Source organism: Flagellatimonas centrodinii (assembly GCF_016918765.2).
GTDB lineage: Bacteria > Pseudomonadota > Gammaproteobacteria > Nevskiales > Nevskiaceae > Polycyclovorans > Polycyclovorans centrodinii.
On record NZ_CP092104.1, the window covers coordinates 1,500,065 to 1,518,919 of the forward strand.

The following is an 18,855-nucleotide window of genomic DNA, read 5'->3' on the forward strand; positions in this document are numbered from 1 at the left end:
TATGAACCGTTTTGAATACCGTCGGCAGGTTTGCGGGGTGACAGCGATTCGTTGACACTGCAGACCGTCGACATCCGGCCAAGATGCACCCCGATTCGAAAGAGGGTGGACTGGCCGTCAGTGACCATGAGGAGAGCATGATGAGCAAGTTCGCGGAAACCCGGGTGGTGCGTGGTGTCCTGAAGTCTGCCGTGGGGGCCGTTCTGGTCGCCGGCAGTTTCAGCGCACACGCCTTGCAGTACCAGTTCAATCTGTTCGGCGAGAACGTCGACGCGGTGCTCAACAACACCGTGACCTTCGGCGCCTCGTGGCGCCTGCAGGATCAGGCCTCTGACCTGATCGGTAAAAGCAACCAGGATCCGGATCTGTGTCGTGGCGTGTTCCAGAGCTGCCAGGGGCTGCACCGACTGCAGAACTTCCCGGCCGAGCGGCTTGCCAATGCGCCGGGGCAGGGGTCGATCAACTTCGACGACGGCAACCTCAACTACGACCGCGGCGACATCACCCAGATGCCGCTCAAGTACAGCCACGATTTCCGCTTCAAGTGGAAGAACTACGGCATCTTCATTCGCGGCATCGGCATCTACGATCATCACAACTACGATGATTTCGAGACCTTCAGCCCCAACAAGATCACCGCCGAGAATGCGGACGACGTGATCATCACCGGTGATGACCGCATCTCCAACCGCTACTTCGACGGGGTCTATCAGTCGGGCGGGGTGGTCCGCGACATCCGCAGCCAGGAAGAAGCCGACGAAATCGGTCTGCGCTATGACCTGCTGGATGCCAACTTCTTCGCCAGCATTCCGCTGGATGACATTCGCTCGCTGACCCTGCGGATCGGCCGTCAGACCGTGAACTGGGGCCAGAGCACGGTGGCGGTGGTCAACAGCGTCAACCAGGCGCAACCGGTCAACGCCAACTCGCTGTACCGCCTCGGATTCGGTCTGCTCGAAGAGCTCTTCGTGCCGGTGAACATGGTGCGTGCCAGCACCGAGATCTTCGCCGGCATCACCATGGAGGCCTACTACCAGCTGGAATGGCAGCCGATCGAGATTCCCACCGCCGGCAGCTTCATGTCCTTCGTCGACATCGGCACTGACAACCAGCGGGACACCGTCAACCTCGCGTTCGGTGGTGCCGCCGATGACCCCGACTTCGTCGGCGCGCCGCTGGACAACCCGCTGACCGCGATCACCTACACCACGCTGTCGGCGCAGCGCCTGCCCGACCGCGATGCACGGGACTCCGGCCAGTACGGTGTGTCGTTCAAGTACTACGCGGAAAACATCAACAACGGCACCGAGTTTGGCGCCTACTTCATGAACTACCACTCGAAGCTGCCGTATGTGAGCTTCTTCTCGACGGACCTCAGCTGCGCGCGGGTAGCCGGTGCGAACGGTCTGCCAGCCACCAATACCAGCGAGCTGCTGAACCGCTGCCCGAACATGCCGATCGCCGTCAGCTCATTGCGCGGACAGACCAACCTGTTGCTGGATGTGGTGAACCTGAGCGCGCAGCGGCCGGGGATTGCCCTCACCGAACTGGGGCTGGTTGATGGCAATCCGCTGAGCCTGGCCAACCTCTTGATTCCGCTGCCCAACCAACCCGAATCGAGTGTGGTCCCGTTCGACTCGGCAAAGCTGTTGATCGAGTACCCCGAAGATCTGAAGATGTTCGGCGCCGACTTCACCACCACCTTTGGCGAGTACTCGTTTCAGGGCGAGGTGTCGTACCGGCCCAACGTGCCGCTGCAGGTGGCACTGGTGGATGTCGCGTTTGCCGCCTTCGGGCCCACTTTGACGAGCTGTCACAATGAGGAGGTCAACTGTGCGGGTTCCAGCGCCGGTCTCGGCTTCAACGAGGATGGCGATTATGTGCTCTATGACGGTAACGACTTCACAGATGCCGACGGCAACAATCCCTATGCCGATACCGTCAATCTGGTTATCGGGGCCGCACCCGGCTCGGCACGTTCCTTCCCCAGCTTCCTCATTCCCTATCGCTACGGCGCCGACGCCATCGGCAACAACGCGCCCAACAGCTACATTCAGGGCTGGATTCCCGGGCGCGTGGCGCAGTACAACCTCGGTGCCACCCGGGTGCTGGGGCTGTCGGAGAACTGGATCGGCGCCGACCAGGTGATTCTGCTGTACGAACTGGCCGCCACCCATGTGCTCAACATGCCGGACTTCGATGAGTTGCAGATCGAAGGCCCGCTGACCGCCTACACCCATGCCAGCGCCGGTGCCGATGGCAGCGGTGCCGATGGGTCGAAGCTGGCCTGCTCCACCAACCCCAGCTGCACCGTCGGCCCCGATGGTCTGCGATTCAATCCGTATCAGACCCCGCGCAGCGCCTATGCCGACGCCTTCTCCTGGGGATATCGCATCGTCGGCCGCATCGGCTACGAGTCGGTACTTCCGGGCATCAGCATCCAGCCGCTGTTCATCTGGGCGCACGACATCAACGGCAACTCGCCAGGGCCCGCCGGCAACTTCGTCGAGGGCCGCAAGAGCCTCAACCTGCTGCTGGAGACCCGCTACGGGCCGTCGGTTGCCTTCACCGTGTCGTACAACACCTTCTTCGGCGGCGGCAGCAACAACCTGTACCGCGACCGCGACAATATCGGCGCCTTCTTCAAGTATCAGTTTTAGGGAATCCGCTGGATGTCCCTTGCCCCGCTCCGGCGGGGCATTTTTTTGGGCGCCAGCCCGCTGTACGGGGCCCCTGCGGTGCCCGTGTCCCCGGTGTAGGAATAATCTGACGTTACGCCGTAATATGAACCTTGTACTTGACGTGAACATGATTCAGAATGCGCGCCTCTTTCGAGCTGCAGGGTCTGAAGTTCAATGGGAACGCGGGAGCGCCGCCAGCGGGAATTCGGGGAACGCGAGCAGCAGTTCCTCGCGGCTGCGCGTGAGCTGATCGCTGAAAGCGGTCTGTTGAGCCTGCAGATGTCGAAGGTCGCCGAACGCTGCGAATACGCGGTCGGCACGCTGTATCAGCACTTCACCTCGAAAGAGGACCTGCTGCTGGGCGTGCTGATCGAGGACGTTCGTGAGCATACCGCGCTGTTCCAGCGGGTGGCCGACTGGCAGGCGCCGACGCGGGATCGCATGTTCGCCATCGGGGTGGCAGACATGATCTTCGTCAACCGTCATCCGGACTTCTTCCGCCTCTCGCAATATTCCCTGTGCGAGGTGGTCTGGAAGGCGGCATCGGCCGAGCGTCGGCAGGACTTTCTCGATATCACCAAGCCGATTGGTGAAGTGGTGGTGGCGATTGTCGAGGACGCGGTGGCCCAGGGGGACCTGACCCTGACGCACCAGACACCACAGGAGCTGGCCGCCGGTATGTGGGCCCTCTGCGCCGGCTTCCACCAGTTGGTTCACGCCGAAGGGGTGCTCGACGACTTTTCGGTCCGTGCCCCGTACCGGGCGATGTCGCAGCACATTCAGCACCTGCTCAATGGCGTCGGCTGGCGCCCACTGCAGGCCGACACGTCGCCCGCCGGGCTGGACGTGTTGATCAAACGCATTTGCAAAGAGGTTTTCGATGAATCGATCTGTGCAGGTTAAGCACGCAACCGCGCTTCTTGTGCTGTCTCTGGTCGCACTTCCGGCCAGCGCCGGAATGTTGATTTCCGAGGCCCTGAGCCGCGCGGTCGAAGCGGATCCGCAGTTCGCCGCCGCCGCTGCCACGCAGCGCGCCAACCGCGAGCTGGGCGAGCAGGAACGCGCCGCCCTGCGCCCGAGCGTGGCCCTGCGTGCCAACGCCGACTACGCCTATACCGACGCCGACTTCGCCTTTGGCGCCTCGGACGAGGACTATGCGGCATGGTCCGCCGTGCTGGAAGTCCGGCAGCCACTGTTGCGTCTGGACTGGGGCGCACGCCTTGACCGTGCCGAGGCACGGGATGCACTGGCCGAAGTCGAGTACCGCGCCGCCGAAATCGACTTCATCGCGCGGGTGTCGGAGCGCTATCTCAACGCTTTGCTGGCCGAAGACCAGTTGCGACAGACCGAGGCCGAGGCTCGCGCGATTCGCGAGTCGCTCGACGATACCCAGAAGCGGTATGACGTCGAGCTGGTGCCCGGCACCGATCTCAAGGAAGCGCAGGCGCGTGATGACCTGATCCAGGCGCAATTGATCGCGGCGCGCGGTCAGGTGGAGGAAACCCGCGACGCCTTGGAAGAGATCACCGGTTACGCCCGTGGCCCGCTGCCGCGCTTGCGCGAGACGCTGGACCTGCCGCCGCTGACCGACAGTGATGTTGATACCTGGTACCGCACGGCGCAGGACAGCAACGTCGATCTACTGCGGGCGCGCCTGCAGACCGAACTGGCCCGCACCAACCGCCAGAGCCGCAAGGCCGAAGCGCTGCCGAGCCTCGATGTGGTGGCCAGCGCCGGCCGCAATGACTCGCAGGACTACACCCTCGGACAACTGCAGGACGAGGCCCGTATCGGCGTTGAATTGACGGTGCCGCTCTATGCCGGCGGCATCAACCACAGCCGGGTACGCGAGGCTGAAGCCCGCATTGACGAAGCCGACCTGGCCCTGACCCGGGCGCAGCGCGAGGTGCGTAGTGCCATTCGCAAAGCCTACCGGGACGTGGTGTCGGCACTGACGGCCGACAAGGCCTATTCGCAGGTGCTGGCATCGGCCGAAGCCGCCGAGCGGGCGGTGCAGGCCGGCTACGATGCCGGCACCCGCACCATCGCTGATGTGCTGGATGCCCAGAGTCGGGTGGTGCAGGCACAGCGCGACCGCAACGAAGTCCGCTACGACCTCTTGATCAAGGCGCTGATCCTGCAGGCCACCGCCGGCACGCTCAGTGTCGACATGGTGGCCGCCATGGACCGCCTGTTCGAGCAGCCCGACGCCGCCGAACCACCCGCCGCAGCGCCGTGAAGTTCCGCTCTCCTTTTTTCGCATTTCGCAGCAGAGACCCGTCATGACCAAACGTATGATCATCATGCTCATCCTCGCCGGTGTCGTTTTCGGCGCCGTGTTCGGCATGAAGTGGATCGGCAACAAGATGATGGTGGACTACATCGAGACCATGCCCATCCCGCCGGTCACGATCTCCACCACCACCGGCAAATCGTTCACCTGGGAAAATCAGGTGGAGGCGATCGGCAATCTGGTGCCGGTACAGGGTGCGGACATCAGCACCGATGTCGGCGGCATCATCACCGAGCTGCATTTCGAATCCGGCGATCGGGTCGAAAAGGGTGCACCGCTGGTGACCCTCGACAGCGATACCGAACGGGGTGAACTGCGGCGGCTGCAGGCGCAGGCCGAACTGGCCAAGCTCAACCTTGAGCGCCGCCAGAAGTTGTACAAACTGGAAGCCATTTCGAAGTCGGATCTGGATGCGGTCCAGGCGGAAGCCGATGCGGCACAGGCGGCCATGCAGTCGCAGGCGGCGCGCATCGCGCAGAAGGCCATCCGCGCGCCGTTTGCCGGCCAGTTGGGCATCCGCCAGGTCAGCACCGGCCAGTTTGTCGCGGCGGGCACCCCGCTGGTGACGCTGCAATCGCTGGACCCGATCGACGTCGACTTCTCGCTGCCCGAGCAGTACCTGGCGGATATCAGCGCCGGCCTGCCGGTGACCGTGACGGTGGAAGCCTACCCGGGCGACGTGTTCGAAGGCACCGTGCTGGCAGTGGAGCCGCGGGTCGATGAGGCCACCCGCAACGTCCGCCTGCGGGCGCGCCTGGCCAATGCCGATCTCAAGCTGCGGGCCGGCCAGTTCGGGCAGGTACAGCTGCGGCTGCCGGGTGAGCAGAACGTGCTGGCGGTGCCGCGTACCGCTATCAACTACAGCTCTTACGGCGCGTCCGTGTTTGTCGTCACCGGCGACCGCGAAGCCGCGCAGCAGGAAGGTGGTGAGCCGCTCACGGTGACCCAGCGCTTTGTCCGTCTGGGCCCGGCGCGGGGCGATTTCGTCGCCGTCACCGAAGGGCTGGAGGCCGACGATGAAGTCGCTTCCAGTGGCCTGCTGAAGCTGCGCAACGACCAGCCGGTGGTCATCAACAACGAGATCCAGCCCGACGCGGAACTCGCCCCGACCCCCGCCAACACCTGATGCCGCGCCCGCGCGGCACGCCCTGATACGCAAGGTCTCCCATGCATTTCACCGACATCTTCATCAAGCGGCCGGTTCTGGCAACGGTGATCAGTCTGATCATCCTGTTGCTGGGCCTGCGTGCCGGGCTCGACCTCACGGTTCGCGAGTACCCGGAACTGCAGAACGCGCAGATCACCGTCTCGGTGGCCTATCCGGGCGCCGACCCGGCGCTGATCGAGGGCTTCATCACCACCCCGCTGGAACGCGAGATCGCCACCGCCGACGGTATCGACTACCTCACCTCCAGTTCGGTACAGAACGCCAGCACCATCACCGCCAACCTGCGTCTCACCAAGGACCCCAACGAGGCCCTGACCGAGATCGCCGCCAAGGTGAACAAGCTGCGCAGTCAGTTGCCCGAAGGTTCGGAAGACCCGGTGATCCAGATCGCCGAGGGCGGCGGGACCGCGGCGATGTACCTGTCGTTCTACTCCGAGGTGCTCGACCAGAGCCAGATCACCGACTACCTGTCGCGGGTGGTAGAGCCACAGCTGTCAGCCATCGAGGGCATGGAGAAGGCCGAGATCATCGGTGCCCGGACCTATGCCATGCGCGTGTGGCTCAAGCCCGAGCGGATGGCGGCACACAACATCACCGCCAGTGAAGTCTATTCCCGCCTGCGCAGCCAGAACGTGCTGTCGGCCGTCGGCGAAACCAAGGGCAACTACGTTCGTATCGGCCTGTCGGCCGGCACCGATGTCAGCGATGCCGAGGCGTTCCGCCAGATCGTGGTGAAAGCCGAGGGCGAGCAAGTGGTGCGCCTGGGCGACGTGGCGGATGTGCAGCTCGGCGCGGAAGTCTACGAGGGCGATGCGGGCTGGGATGGCACGCCGGCGCTGTTCATCGGCGTGCAGGTGCGACCCGAGGCCAACGTGCTCGACGTGATCGACGATGTCATGGCGCTCTGGCCCGATATCGTCCAGCGGTTGCCGGAAGGGCTCAATGCCGAAGTCGGCTACGACAGCACCGTGTATATCCGTGATGCCATCAGTGAGGTCCGCGCGACGCTGATCGAGGCGCTGTTGATCGTGATCGTGGTCATCTACCTGTTCCTCGGCTCGCTGCGGAATTCCTTCATCCCGGCCGTCACCGTGCCGCTGTCGCTGGTGGGCGCGCTGTTCCTGATGATGGCGCTGGGCTTCACCATCAACCTGCTGACGCTGCTGGCGATGGTGTTGGCGATCGGCATGGTGGTGGACGATGCCATCATCGTGATGGAGAACATCCACCGTCACATCGAAGACGGCATGAAACCGCACGATGCGGCGATCCAGGGTGCGCGCGAACTGGTGGGCCCGGTGATCGCCATGACCATCACCCTGGTGGCGGTGTATGCGCCGATCGGCTTCCTCGGCGGTATCACCGGCAAGCTGTTCACCGAGTTCGCCTTCACCCTCGCCGGAGCGGTGCTGATTTCCGGCGTGGTGGCGCTGACGCTGACGCCGATGATGTGTGCCCGCATCCTCAAGTCGTCGCATGACAACGGCGGCAACCGGCTGGCCGAGTTCCTCGATCGCCAGTTCGAGAAGTGGCGCAACAAGTACAAGGCGCGGCTGCATGGCGCGCTCGACACCGTGCACGTGATTGGCGTGTTCGGATTGGTCGTGCTGGTGTCCTGCTACTTCCTGTTTGTCTCCACCCCGGCCGAGCTGGCGCCGGCGGAAGACCCCGGGTTTGCCTTCTCGGTGAACGAGTCGGATGGCTACTCCACCCAGGAATACCTTAACCAGTATTTCGACAAGGCCAAACAGGTGGCGCTGGATGACCCGGATGTCGATCACATCTTCACCTTCGGCTTCCCCGGCAACAGCTCGCAGGCGTTCATGGGCTTCATCATGAAGCCCTGGAGCCAGCGCGAGCGCAGCGCGCAGGAGATCATCGAGTCGGTCGGTCAGGGCCTCAACGACATCGCCGGCCTGCGCTCCGCCGCCATCCTGCCGCCGGCACTGCCGACACCGGGGCAGGGCTATCCGGTGGAGTTCGTCATCAAGGCCACCGCCTCACCGGAAGACATCGCCGCCACCAGTGACGAGATCGTGGCGCGGGCGCAGGCGTCGAAGAAGTTCTTCTTCGTCGCCCCGCGCCTGCGCATCGACCGGCCGGAAACCCGACTGGTGGTCGATCGTGACCGGGCCGCCCTGCTGGGCGTCGACATGCAGCAGCTGTCGGCCGATCTGGCGGCGCTGCTGGCCGGGGGCGAGGTCAACCGCTTTTCGTATGACAGTCGCTCGTACAAGGTGATCCAGCAGGTGGAACGCGGCGACCGGCTCAACCCGGCGCAGCTTGCGAACTATCACACGCGGGCCGCCAACGGACAGCTGGTGCCGCTGTCGTCGCTGGTGAGGCTGGAAGAACGCACCGTGGCGCGTTCCATCGAGCACGTGCAGCAGCTCAACGCCGACACCATCATCGCCGTGCCCCGGCCCGACGTGCCGCAGGGTGAAGCGCTGAAGACCCTCGAGGACATCACCCAGGAAGTGGCGCCCCCGGGCTTCCGCATCGACTACGGCGGCGCCTCGCGCCAGTTCAAGCAGGAAGGCTCGGCGCTGATGGCCACCTTCGGCTTCGCCCTGGTGATCATCTACCTGGTGCTGGCGGCGCAGTTCGAGTCGTTCCGCGATCCGCTGATCATTCTGGTGACGGTGCCGATGTCGATCTGCGGCGCGTTGCTGTTGATCAACATCCTCGGCATCACCAACGGCATGCAGCTCAGCAACTTCCCGGGGATGACCCTCAATATCTACACCCAGGTGGGCCTGATCACCCTGATCGGGGTGATCTCCAAGCACGGCATCCTGATGGTGGAGTTCGCCAACAAGCTGCAGGAGCAGGGCTTCGGCAAGCGCGAGGCGATCGAGGAAGCCGCCAGCATCCGCATGCGGCCGATCCTGATGACCACTGCGGCACTGGTGGTCGCCATGTTCCCGCTGCTGTTCGCCAGCGGCCCCGGCGCCTCGGCGCGCTTCTCCCTGGGCCTGGTGATCGCCGCCGGCATGACCATCGGCACCCTGTTCACCCTTTACGTGGTGCCTGCGGCTTACCTCTATATCGGGCGCGATCACGGGCATCAGGGGGTGCCTGCCGCAGCAGCATGACGGCTTGCGCGTGATGGGAGCGGAGCCGCCGAAGCCTTAGCGGTGGTTTCCGCTCTCAATACCGCGCTTGGATCTCGGCGCCCCGGTTCGGCCTATCATCGGGACAAGCCCTTGTCCCGTCGGTATGCCATGACGACTGCTGCCAGCGCCTTCGATTCCTTGCCGCACCTGCAGCGCCTGCGCACGCAGGGCTACACGATCATCGAGGACTTTCTGAGTGCCGATGATCTCGCCGCCGTCCGTGCTGGTCTGGCCCCGTTTCTTCAGCAGTACGCGGGTCGCAACAATTTCGAGGGCTTTCAAACCGAGCGGGTTTACACGCTGGTGGCGCGGGGCGCGATCTTTGAGCGCATCACCGAGGATGCGCGGGTGCTGGCCCTGCTGGATGCCTTGCTGCAACCGGGCTATCTGCTCACCGCCAGCCAGGCGATCAACATCGGACCCGGTGAGACGCCGCAGCCGATCCATTTCGATGACCAGTTCTACACGATTCCCCGCCCGCGGCCGGCCATCAGCGTTTCGACCATTGTAGCGGTGGATGCCTTCACTGCAGCCAACGGCGGCACGGAACTGCTGCCGGGCTCTCACGGCTGGAGTGATGCCGAGATCGCCGGGATCTACGATGGTCACGATGCCGATGCCGCCGTCCGTGAAGATCTCGAGCGTCAACTGGTGCCCACCGAGATGCCGGCCGGTGCCTGTGTGGTGTTTCTCGGTACGCTGCTGCACCGCGGCGGGGGTAATCACAGTGGCGCACCGCGGCTGGCGTTTTCCAACCAGTATTGCGAGCCCTGGGCGCGCACCCAGGAAAACTACTTTCTCGGCGTGCCACCGGAGCGTGTGCGGGCGATGTCGCCGCGGCTGCAACAGTTACTCGGTTACCACATCTGGCCGCCATTCATGGGTCATGTGACGGCGCATCACCCCTTGAAAACGCTGGAGGGTGGGTGGGTGAACCCCCTCGTTTAGCGAGCACTGCTCGCTGACGGGGTTCACGACCCGGCATGGATGCCGGGGCCGGAGTGAATTAGAAAAGTGACGGCTCGCCACGATGGCCAGCGCTGAGGTGCATTCGCGGCACAACAGCTGCTTAGCGAGCGCGGTATCCTGATGATGTGAACTTCCTCGCGCACCTCTGGCTGGCCGACCGCACGAGCACCTCTTTGGCGGGTGCGGTGCTGGGGGACGTGGTGCGGGGGTCGGATCTTTCGGCATACCCGCCGGACATTGCCGAGGGCATTCGTTTGCATCGCCGCGTCGATGCCGCCACCGATCGCCACCCGCTGATGCGCGAGGCGCGCCAGCTATGGCCAGACGGCGAGCGCCGCTATGCCGGCATCCTGCTCGATCTGGCCAGTGACTTCGCGCTGTCGCACGACTGGCCGGCGTTTGCTGCCGAGCCATTGTCGATGTTTCAACAGCGTGCCGCGGAGGCCATGGCGGCCGCGGCCTCATGGTTTCTGCTGGCCGGGGGGCGTGCCACCACCGCGCCTGCCTTTGCCACCTTGCTGGCGTCCTATGCCACGGAGGCCGGTATCGACGAAGCGATTCGCCGGACCGCCACTCGACTGAAGCAGCCGGCGCCGTTGTTGCAGGCGGGGACGCGTTGGCGCCTGGCCGTGCCGGTGTTGCGCGCCGGTTTGCCGGGGCTACTCGACGATCTGACAGCAGTCGCCGGGCACTCCCGCGCTCACTGAGGGGTGATCGCCGCCATCAGCTGCGGCAGGGCCCAAGCAAAGGCATCGCGGTAATAGGGCCAGTCGTGGAAGCCCGGGCCGTAGAACCAGGTGGCGTGATCGATGCCTGCAGCGTCGAGGGTGCTGGCGAAGCTCTGGTTCATCAGTAGCAACAGCGGCTCGATGGCATAGAGCTGTGGGCTGCCGAGCTGCTCGTGCGGGCCGCCAGGGAGACCGTTGCCGGAGGTCAGCAACAGGGTCATGCCGTGCAGGGCATCGACGTGGCGCCCGGGGTTGTGGTCTTCCCAGATGTCGTAGTTCAGCACCGGATCGCCCCAGATCGGGCCGTTGGGCGTACCGGCGATCGGATTGGCCAGGAAGCCGTAGAGGGCGCTGACGCGGCCGAGGTGGAGAAAGTCGACGGCACCGGAAAACCCCGCTGCGGCCCGGAACAGACCCGGATGCCGAGCCGAATAGCTCATCGCGCCGTGACCGCCCATCGACGGGCCGGCGATGGCCCGGTGACCATCGCCGAGACCGCGCAGGTGCCGCTCCAGCCAGGGGATCATCACGTCGATGTGATAGGTCTCCCACTGAAAGCTGCCGTCACGCCAGTCGCTGTACCAGCCCGGGTTGCCGCCGCCGCCGTCGGGCATGATGACGATGACGTCGAGGTTCTCGGTGAATGCCTGGGCATCGCCCAGTCGGGTCCAGCTACTGACATCGCCGGGCGCATCGTGCAACAGGTAGAGCAACGGATAACGTTTGTCGGTACTGCCGTAATCGGCCGGCAACAGCAGGCGCACGCGATTGTCGGTGACCGTCACGCCCTCGGGCAGCGGAACTGCCACCTCCAGGCAGCGCGGCGGTGTGCAGGCCGGGTCATCGCTGATGGCACGTGCGCCCGGCGGCAGGCCGGCGCCCATCGGCATGGCATCGCCGCCACAGCCAGCCATCGTCACCGAGAACAGGATGACGAGCGCACCGCTCGCCGCGCGACATTGGCTGAAAGGCATCATGTTCCCCCGGGTCTCAGGGCCCGATGGTAAGGCCTTGCCGGCCCCGATTGGCGCGTAAATTCGGCCCCGCCGGCCGGGCGACCTCACCACATTGGACGAAGCCACTCGGGGGGTGGAGCCGCTACGGTGGTAAGTCAGACTCACCAGCCGGAAACCCCAATGCCCGATACCGCACCGATGAACGACCGCCCGTCCGTGATGCAGGCCTTTACTGGCCTTTCCACTGATGAGATCGAAATTCTCGCCCAGGCCGACCGCTTCGCCCAGAACGAGGTGTATCCGCTGGCCCCGCGGATGGACAATGAAGAATGGTGGCCCACCGAGATCTTCCCGAAGATCGGCGAGACCGGCTTCTTCGGCGTCACCGCGCCGCCGGAACTGGGCGGGGCGGGGATGGACGTGTTCACGTCCGGTCTCATCCTCCAGGCGCTGGGCCGCTGGAACCACGCGCTGGCGCTGGCCTGGGTGGCGCATGAGAATCTCTGCCTGCACAACATTCTGCGCAACGCCAACGAAGAGCAGAAGAAGAAGTACGTGCCGGGCATGTGCAAGGGCACGTTGATCGGCGCGCTGGGGCTCACCGAACCCGGCGCCGGGTCGGATGCGCTGGGCTCGATGCGCACCACCGCTCGCCGCGAGGGCGACCACTACGTGCTCAATGGCAGCAAGATCTACATCACCAACGGTCCGGTGGCCGACGTGCTGCTGGTCTATGCCAAGACTGACAAGGAGAAGGGCGCGCAGGGTATTTCCGCCTTTATTGTCGAAAAGCATTTCCCGGGGTTCCGCGTTGCGCAGAAGCTGATCAAGATGGGCTTTCGCGGCAGCCAGACCGCCGAGCTGGTGTTCGAGGACTGCAAGGTGCCGGTCGAGAACCTGGTCGGCGGTGAGAATCGTGGGGTCAAGGTGGTGATGTCGGGGCTCGACCTGGAGCGCGCGATGATCTCCCCGATCTGCCTCGGCATTGCCGAGCGGGCGTTGTCGCTGTCGGTGGACTACGCGCGGCAGCGCAAGCAGTTCGGCCGCCCGATTGCCGACTTCCAGATGATCCAGTCGAAGCTGGCGCAGATGTATACCTGGGTGGAGGCGATGCGCCTATTCACCTACCAGACGCTGCGCGCCGCCAACGTCATCGGTGAAGACGACGGCGGTCGTGGTGAGATCCACAAGCTCACCGCTGCCGGCGTGATGTTTGTCGCCGACACCATGAATCAGGTGCTCAATGAGGCGGTACAGGTACACGGTGGCAGTGGCTATATCTGGGAGAGCGAGATCAACCGGCTCTATCGGGCCATCAAGCTTTTGGAGATCGGCGCGGGTACCACCGAGGTGCGCAAGATGATCATCAGCAAGGAACTGTTGTCCTCGTGAGGGATGAGGGGTGAGACACAGCAGGCGTGAAAAATGAAGATTGATGTCGATGCGTTGAATGCGCCGGAAACCCTGTGGGCGGTCGAGACGGTTTATCGGTCCGACCTGTTCAAGGGGCGCGTGGCACTGGTGTCGGGCGCCGGCAGTGGTATTGGCCGGGCGACCGCGCTGCTGTTCGCCCGTCTCGGCGCCAGCGTGGTGCTGTGCGGGCGTACATTGGACAAGCTCGACGTAGTGGCCGACTTCATCCGCAGCAAGGGTGGCACCGTGATGTGCCAGTCGGTCAACGTGCGCGAGCCGGAGCAGGTAGACGCGCTGTACCAGGCGATTCACCAGCAGTTCGGCCGTCTCGATTACGTGGTCAACAACGCCGGTGGGCAGTTTCCCCAGCACGCCATCGACTATGCCCCCAAGGGCTGGATGGCGGTGATCAACAACAACCTCAACGGCACCTGGCTGATGATGCAGCGCGCTGCCCAGTATTGGCGCGATCAGCCGGTGGGCGAGATGACCCGCTCCATCGTCAACATCGTGGTGGTTACCGAGCGCGGCATGCCCGGTGTCGCCCATACGGTGGCGGCACGCGCCGGGGTTATCGGCGCCAGCCGCACGGTGGCGGTGGAATGGGCGCCGCTCGGCATCCGCGTCAACTGCGTTGCGCCCGGGCTGACTGCCACCGAAGGGTTGAAGGTGTATCCACCGGAGGCCCAGAAGGAGTTTCCCCTGGCCAACCCGCTGAAGCGTCCGGGCACGCCGATGGAGATCGCCGAAGCCTGCATTTATCTGAGCGCCGGCAGTGGCAGCTTCATCACCGGCGAGGTGTTGACGGTGGACGGGGGCGGCAAGCTCTGGGGTGAGCTGTGGTGTGCCGGACGGCCGGACTATTACGCGTGAGGCGTAGGCGCTAGAACGCGTTGAGGCTGAGGCCGGTGGCCAGTGCCAGGCCGAGGTCGTGCGCCTCGGTCAGCTGCGCTGGCGAGGGCGCGCCGATGACCCGTAGCGGTGGCGCCACCGCTTTCCAGCGATAGCCGGCCACAATCCGCTCGACGGCGCTGACAGTGCCGCGGCCGTCGTTGCCGCAACTCACCATCAAGGCGTAGGGCAGGCCCACCGTGCGGCCCTCGACCGGGTAATAGGTGCGATCGAAGAAGTCCTTGAGTTTGCCGGCCATGTAGCCGAAGTGCTCGGGTGTCACCAGCAGCAGGCCGCTGCAGGCGAGCAGGTCGTCCGGGCCGGCCGCATCGGCACGCAGAATCACCGTGTCGACGCCGGGCTCCTCGCGGGCGCCGGCCGCGGCGGCGTCGACCAGCGTCCGGGCGCGTCCGGTTTCGGTCTGGCTGGCGTAGACGATCAGTAGGCGGGTGGCCACAACAATACCTTGGGGTGTGCCGCTAACAAGCATTGGCGCTGGCCATCGTGGCGAACCGTCATCTTGCTGTCACTCCGGCCCCGGCTTCCATGCCGGGTCGTGAACCCGTCAGCGAGCCGTGCTGGCTAAACGACGGTTGTGCCGCGAATGCACCTTGGCGTTGGCCATCGTGGCGACACGTCAGTTCGCTAATGCACTCCGGCCCCGGCTTCCATGCCGGGTCGTGAACCCCGTCAGCGAGCCGTGCTCGCAAAGCGACGGGGTTCACCCAAACACCACCACGGTTTGCCGGCTGTAGGCTGCGGCCTCGCCCGCCGGGTTGAACAGGGTGGCGGTCTGGTTGAGATAGCCGTCGCCACCGGCGGTGACCTCGGCATCCATCAGCCAGTCGGCCTGCGGGTCGAAATCGCAGCGGGGGTTGATCAGCTCCAGCGTCCAGGTCAGGGAGCTGGCCATCGCCGGCTTCTTCAGCATCGACAGGGCCGGCGAGGGGATGGTGTCCGCCGTGGCGATGAGGTGGGCGAGTGAGGTCGGGGCAGGGTCCGTGTGCCGGACCCAGGTGCGGGTTCGGGGCTCAGGCGCGCTCATGAACGGATACTGTCCCTCGGCCAGCGCCATCTGGAAGTAGCGGGTGAACTTGGGCGTCAGCCCCTCGATGTACGGGAATCGGTTGGACTCGGCAGCGGGCCTTACGGCGGGCGCGGTCGGATGAAAGGCCAGCGATGAGGGCCGCGCCTTGCCGAATACGGCCAGGACCAGGCATTGGGTGTTGCCGTCGGCATCACAGAGGCGCGCCTCCCCCTGCATGGCTGAACTGCCACGCCTCAGGATGCGCGTTGAGACGCGCACTTCGCCGGGTGGCACCGGCCCGATGAAGGTGGCCTGCAGCACCCGCAGCGGGGCGTCATCCGGCACCTGGGGGCGTAGCGCCTCGACGGCAATCGCTGTCTGCAGGCCGCCGAACAGGGTGCGACCCTGGCCCCAGTCGTCGCCAACGCGGATGCGGGCGTCACCGCTGGGCATGTCGAGTTCAAGCCCCGCGAGCAGTTCGGCATAGTTCATGGCGTTGTCGCTCCTGCGGGCGCTTCCGGGACAGGCGGGCTGTCGGCCAGCGCGGCATCGAGGGCGGCTTCGAAATCGAAGTCACCGGCCGATTCGCAGCTCTGTGCCACCGGCGCCGGCGCCGGCGCCGGCACCGGTGTCGGCAGCGGTTCGGCATTGCCGTAGGGCTTGCGGTCGGCCTGGCCGCCGCGCGGTGTGTAGTTGCAGACCCAGACCTCCGACGCCGGGCAGCGGGCGAAGCCGCAGCCGACGACTTCGGTGGTCTCCCAGATCAGCTGCAGATACTGCCCGCATTGGGTGCCTTGCGTGGTCTTGCAGCGGTGCGCAACGTGATCGTACTGCGCCCCCTCTGCGGCCCAGCGGGCGACCACCTCGGCCGGTTGGCGCAGGGTGCCGTCATAGGGTTCGGCGGCATAGGCGCGCAGCACGTTCTCGCCATACTGCTGACGGCGGACGGGGTCCGGGTTGTAGCGGGCCGCGCAGCCCTGTGCTGCCAGCATGTCGGCCCAGCCCTGGGCCTGCGCTGCCGCCACCGGCGACCATGACAGCGGGGGCAGGCCGAGCGGTGTCCGCACCGCGTTGTGGGCGGCCAGCATGCCGTTGAACCGCGGCGGCTCGGCGGCGCCGGCGGTGGTCGAGAACAGCGTGAGGGCAGCGATGCCGGCGAGGAAGCGGAACAGGTTCATGGCCCGCAGGATAGCGGCTCAGGTGCGGTTGAAGTAAGCCTCGGCCAGCACTTCGTGCAAGTCCGCCAGCCCCAGCTGGATCTCGTCCATCAGTTCGTGGATGCCGGCTTGCAGCAGCTGTTCGACGTCGGCATCGATCACCAGCGCACGTAGTCTTTCGATCTGGCGTTCGACCGCCCGGTTGTGCGGCAGGTAGGGCTGGGTGGCGCGCAGCATCTGCAGGCAGAACATCACGCTGCGGGGAAAATCACGGCTCTGCAGCAGGAACCGCAGGACGTTGCTGCCGTTGACGCGGGTGCGCATCTGCCGGCGGAACATCTGGTATGCCGCCAGTGATCGCAGCACCCCCATCCACTGGATGCTCTGGAACGGTGCGAGCTCGGGTGTGATCGGCTTGATCAGGTTGGAGGAACGCACATCAATGATGCGCGTGGTCATGTCGGCCTGCTCCAGATTGGTGCCAAGCCGCAGGAACTGGAAGCCGACATCACGGTTCATGTTGCTGGCCAGCACGCCATACATCTGCAGCGCGCCGTCGGTGACGCGGGTCAGCAGCTCCTGCCGTTTGCCGCGCGGGAGCTGGCGCTCGCCGCGCTCCTGCACGTAGTAGAAGAGGTCGTTGTAGCGCTCCCACAGATCGCGCGGCATGCTCTCGCGAATGGTGCGGAGAATTTCGCGGGCACTGTGCAGCGAGCTGAGGATGGAGCCGGGGTTCTCACGATCGGTGATCAGGAAGCGGACGACATTGGCCTCGCTGGTGTCCGGGTAGCGGGCGTGGAAGGTGCTGTCGGCGCCGAGGATTTCCACCAGCGGTGACCAGCCGAACTCGACGGTCCGCGGCAGGTCCAGCAACAGGAACTGGTGGACGCTGACGATACGGGCAGTGTTCTCGGCCCGCTGCAGGTAGCGTCCGAACCAGTAGAGATTGTCGGCGGCGCGCGAGAGCATCAGCCGGCCTCCCCGTCGAGATCGACGATCCAGGTGTCCTTGGCGCCCCCGCCCTGGCTGGAGTTGACCACCAGGGAGTCCTTCACCATCGCCACCCGGGTCAGGCCGCCGGTGGTGACGTAGACATCGTCGCCGCGCGACAGGATGAACGGACGCAGGTCGAGGTGGCGCGGCTCGACGACGCCGTTGTCGAGCAGGATGGGCGCTGTCGACAGCGACAGCGTCGGTTGGGCCATGTAGTTGCGGGGGTTGGCCTCGATCAGCTTGCGGAAGCGTTCGCGTTCCTTGCGGGTGGCGCGCGGGCCGATCAGCATCCCGTAGCCGCCGGATTCGTTGGCGGGCTTGACCACCAGTTCGTCCAGATGGTCGAGCACGTAGGCGCGGTCTGCGCGGTCCATGCACAGATAGCTGGGCACGTTGGGCAGGATCGCGTCCTCGTCGAGGTAGTAGCGGATCATCTTCGGGACGAAGGCGTAGACCACCTTGTCGTCGGCGACGCCCGCGCCGGGCGCATTGGCCAGTGCGACGGTGCCCTTGAGCCAGGCGCGCATCAGGCCCGGCACCCCGAGCGCGGAATCCGGCCGGAAGGCCTCGGGGTCGAGAAACAGGTCATCGATGCGGCGGTAGATCACGTCCACCCGCTGGCGGCCGTAGACGGTGCGCATGTAGACGCAGTCGTCCTCGGCGTCGACCATCAGGTCCGGCCCCTCCACCAGTTCGATGCCCATCTGCTGGGCCAGCCACGAGTGCTCGAAATAGGCGCTGTTGTAGATCCCCGGCGTCAGCAGCACCACCACCGGCACTTCCGCCTGACGGGGGCTCATGGCGTTGAGGGTGTCCAGCAGCTGCGTCGGGTAATCGTCCACCGGCAGGATGTTGGTGTGCTCGAACAGTTCCGGGAACACCCGCTTGGTCACCATGCGGTTTTCCACCATGTAGCTGACGCCGGAGGGCACCCGCAGGTTGTCCTCCAGCACATACAGGGTGCCGTCGCCGCCGCGGACCAGGTCCGAGCCACAGATGTGCGCCCAGACCCCATGCGGCGGGCGCATCCCCTTGCACTGCGGGCGGAAGTTCACCGATTCCGACAGCAGCTCGGCCGGAAACACGCCGTCCTTGATGATCTTCTGGTCGCCGTAGATATCCTGGATGAAGTGGTTGAGTGCGCGCACGCGCTGCTTCAGGCCGGCCTCGGTACGCGCCCACTCGCGACGCTCGATGATCCGCGGAATGATGTCGAACGGCCAGGCGCGGTCGACGTTCTGGCCTTCCGAGTAGACCGTGAAGCTGATGCCCATCACCTTGATCGCCAGCTCCGCCGCCAGCCGCCGCTCGGCCAGCTCGGCATCGGTCAGGTCGTCGAGATAGTCCGCGAGCATGCGTGCCGCCGGGCGCGGTTGGCCGGGCGCTTCGAACAGCTCATCGTGAAATGCGGTGCAAGCGTAGCGGTGCCAGTCGAGCGCCATGGAACGGAACGGTGCGAGGTG

Annotated in this window: 15 protein-coding genes; 9 read left to right on the forward strand and 6 right to left on the reverse strand. The window is 65.2% G+C overall.

Features of this window, described 5'->3' with window-relative positions; translation table 11 throughout:
- The first annotated feature begins 137 nt into the window (after window positions 1-137).
- The 7 genes from JN531_RS07010 (at window position 138) to JN531_RS07040 (ending at window position 10,934) form a co-directional block, all read left to right on the forward strand.
- Window positions 138-2,660, forward strand: coding sequence for a DUF1302 family protein (locus tag JN531_RS07010; RefSeq protein WP_239795356.1), 2,523 nt, complete (start codon window positions 138-140; stop codon window positions 2,658-2,660).
- 195 nt (window positions 2,661-2,855) lie between these two features.
- Window positions 2,856-3,584 (forward strand): TetR/AcrR family transcriptional regulator, encoded by a 729-nt coding sequence (locus JN531_RS07015; RefSeq protein ID WP_228348149.1) that lies wholly within the window; start codon window positions 2,856-2,858, stop codon window positions 3,582-3,584.
- Between the two features lie 55 nt (window positions 3,585-3,639).
- Window positions 3,640-4,920, forward strand: a complete 1,281-nt coding sequence (locus tag JN531_RS07020; protein WP_228348150.1) for a TolC family outer membrane protein — start codon at window positions 3,640-3,642, stop codon at window positions 4,918-4,920.
- Between the two features lie 43 nt (window positions 4,921-4,963).
- Window positions 4,964-6,100, forward strand: a complete 1,137-nt coding sequence (locus tag JN531_RS07025; RefSeq protein WP_228348151.1) for an efflux RND transporter periplasmic adaptor subunit — start codon at window positions 4,964-4,966, stop codon at window positions 6,098-6,100.
- A 41-nt stretch (window positions 6,101-6,141) separates the two neighbouring features.
- On the forward strand, window positions 6,142-9,237 hold the full coding sequence (locus JN531_RS07030; protein WP_228348152.1) for an efflux RND transporter permease subunit: 3,096 nt from the start codon (window positions 6,142-6,144) through the stop codon (window positions 9,235-9,237).
- A gap of 129 nt (window positions 9,238-9,366) precedes the next feature.
- The gene (locus tag JN531_RS07035) at window positions 9,367-10,206 is read left to right on the forward strand and encodes a phytanoyl-CoA dioxygenase family protein (RefSeq protein ID WP_228348153.1); all 840 of its coding nucleotides are present in this window, start codon (window positions 9,367-9,369) and stop codon (window positions 10,204-10,206) included.
- A 146-nt stretch (window positions 10,207-10,352) separates the two neighbouring features.
- A complete protein-coding gene (locus JN531_RS07040; RefSeq protein WP_228348154.1) occupies window positions 10,353-10,934 on the forward strand; it encodes an ACP phosphodiesterase in 582 nt (193 codons plus the stop codon).
- Here JN531_RS07040 and JN531_RS07045 read toward each other — a convergent pair.
- The gene (locus JN531_RS07045) at window positions 10,928-11,932 is read right to left on the reverse strand and encodes an alpha/beta hydrolase (RefSeq protein ID WP_228348155.1); all 1,005 of its coding nucleotides are present in this window, start codon (window positions 11,930-11,932) and stop codon (window positions 10,928-10,930) included. The two genes, JN531_RS07040 and JN531_RS07045, sit on opposite strands and share 7 nt — an antisense overlap.
- A 159-nt stretch (window positions 11,933-12,091) precedes the next feature.
- On the opposite strand from JN531_RS07045, the gene JN531_RS07050 reads away from it, so the two are divergent.
- Both JN531_RS07050 and JN531_RS07055 read left to right on the forward strand, forming a co-directional pair.
- Window positions 12,092-13,303, forward strand: a complete 1,212-nt coding sequence (locus JN531_RS07050) for an acyl-CoA dehydrogenase family protein (RefSeq protein ID WP_228348156.1) — start codon at window positions 12,092-12,094, stop codon at window positions 13,301-13,303.
- Between the two features lie 33 nt (window positions 13,304-13,336).
- The gene (locus tag JN531_RS07055) at window positions 13,337-14,197 is read left to right on the forward strand and encodes an SDR family NAD(P)-dependent oxidoreductase (protein ID WP_228348157.1); all 861 of its coding nucleotides are present in this window, start codon (window positions 13,337-13,339) and stop codon (window positions 14,195-14,197) included.
- Window positions 14,198-14,207: 10 nt separating this feature from the next.
- Here the strand turns inward: JN531_RS07055 and JN531_RS07060 are convergent, their stop codons facing one another.
- The 5 genes from JN531_RS07060 to JN531_RS07080 form a co-directional block, all read right to left on the reverse strand.
- The gene (locus JN531_RS07060) at window positions 14,208-14,672 is read right to left on the reverse strand and encodes a flavodoxin family protein (RefSeq protein WP_228348158.1); all 465 of its coding nucleotides are present in this window, start codon (window positions 14,670-14,672) and stop codon (window positions 14,208-14,210) included.
- 264 nt (window positions 14,673-14,936) lie between these two features.
- Window positions 14,937-15,734 (reverse strand): acyl-CoA thioesterase, encoded by a 798-nt coding sequence (locus JN531_RS07065; RefSeq protein ID WP_228348159.1) that lies wholly within the window; start codon window positions 15,732-15,734, stop codon window positions 14,937-14,939.
- Window positions 15,731-16,420 (reverse strand): CAP domain-containing protein, encoded by a 690-nt coding sequence (locus tag JN531_RS07070; protein WP_228348160.1) that lies wholly within the window; start codon window positions 16,418-16,420, stop codon window positions 15,731-15,733. The genes JN531_RS07065 and JN531_RS07070 overlap by 4 nt, the downstream gene beginning before the upstream one ends.
- Window positions 16,421-16,438: 18 nt before the next feature.
- A complete protein-coding gene (locus tag JN531_RS07075) occupies window positions 16,439-17,368 on the reverse strand; it encodes an alpha-E domain-containing protein (RefSeq protein ID WP_228348161.1) in 930 nt (309 codons plus the stop codon).
- Entirely contained in the window at window positions 17,368-18,834 is a 1,467-nt protein-coding gene (locus JN531_RS07080) for a circularly permuted type 2 ATP-grasp protein (RefSeq protein ID WP_228348162.1), read from the reverse strand. The genes JN531_RS07075 and JN531_RS07080 overlap by 1 nt, the downstream gene beginning before the upstream one ends.
- Window positions 18,835-18,855: the final 21 nt, after the last annotated feature.

What these genes read in the sequence shown, in the direction of transcription:
- JN531_RS07045 (WP_228348155.1), bottom strand. Translation starts at nt 11,932, where the DNA reads ATGATGCCTTTCAGCCAATGTCGCGCGGCGAGCGGTGCGCTCGTCATC.
- JN531_RS07025 (WP_228348151.1), top strand. Translation starts at nt 4,964, where the DNA reads ATGACCAAACGTATGATCATCATGCTCATCCTCGCCGGTGTCGTTTTC.
- JN531_RS07075 (WP_228348161.1), bottom strand. Translation starts at nt 17,368, where the DNA reads ATGCTCTCGCGCGCCGCCGACAATCTCTACTGGTTCGGACGCTACCTG.
- JN531_RS07030 (WP_228348152.1), top strand. Translation starts at nt 6,142, where the DNA reads ATGCATTTCACCGACATCTTCATCAAGCGGCCGGTTCTGGCAACGGTG.
- JN531_RS07055 (WP_228348157.1), top strand. Translation starts at nt 13,337, where the DNA reads ATGAAGATTGATGTCGATGCGTTGAATGCGCCGGAAACCCTGTGGGCG.
- JN531_RS07080 (WP_228348162.1), bottom strand. Translation starts at nt 18,834, where the DNA reads ATGGCGCTCGACTGGCACCGCTACGCTTGCACCGCATTTCACGATGAG.
- JN531_RS07010 (WP_239795356.1), top strand. Translation starts at nt 138, where the DNA reads ATGATGAGCAAGTTCGCGGAAACCCGGGTGGTGCGTGGTGTCCTGAAG.
- JN531_RS07015 (WP_228348149.1), top strand. Translation starts at nt 2,856, where the DNA reads ATGGGAACGCGGGAGCGCCGCCAGCGGGAATTCGGGGAACGCGAGCAG.
- JN531_RS07050 (WP_228348156.1), top strand. Translation starts at nt 12,092, where the DNA reads ATGCCCGATACCGCACCGATGAACGACCGCCCGTCCGTGATGCAGGCC.
- JN531_RS07035 (WP_228348153.1), top strand. Translation starts at nt 9,367, where the DNA reads ATGACGACTGCTGCCAGCGCCTTCGATTCCTTGCCGCACCTGCAGCGC.
- JN531_RS07020 (WP_228348150.1), top strand. Translation starts at nt 3,640, where the DNA reads ATGTTGATTTCCGAGGCCCTGAGCCGCGCGGTCGAAGCGGATCCGCAG.
- JN531_RS07065 (WP_228348159.1), bottom strand. Translation starts at nt 15,734, where the DNA reads ATGAACTATGCCGAACTGCTCGCGGGGCTTGAACTCGACATGCCCAGC.
- JN531_RS07070 (WP_228348160.1), bottom strand. Translation starts at nt 16,420, where the DNA reads ATGAACCTGTTCCGCTTCCTCGCCGGCATCGCTGCCCTCACGCTGTTC.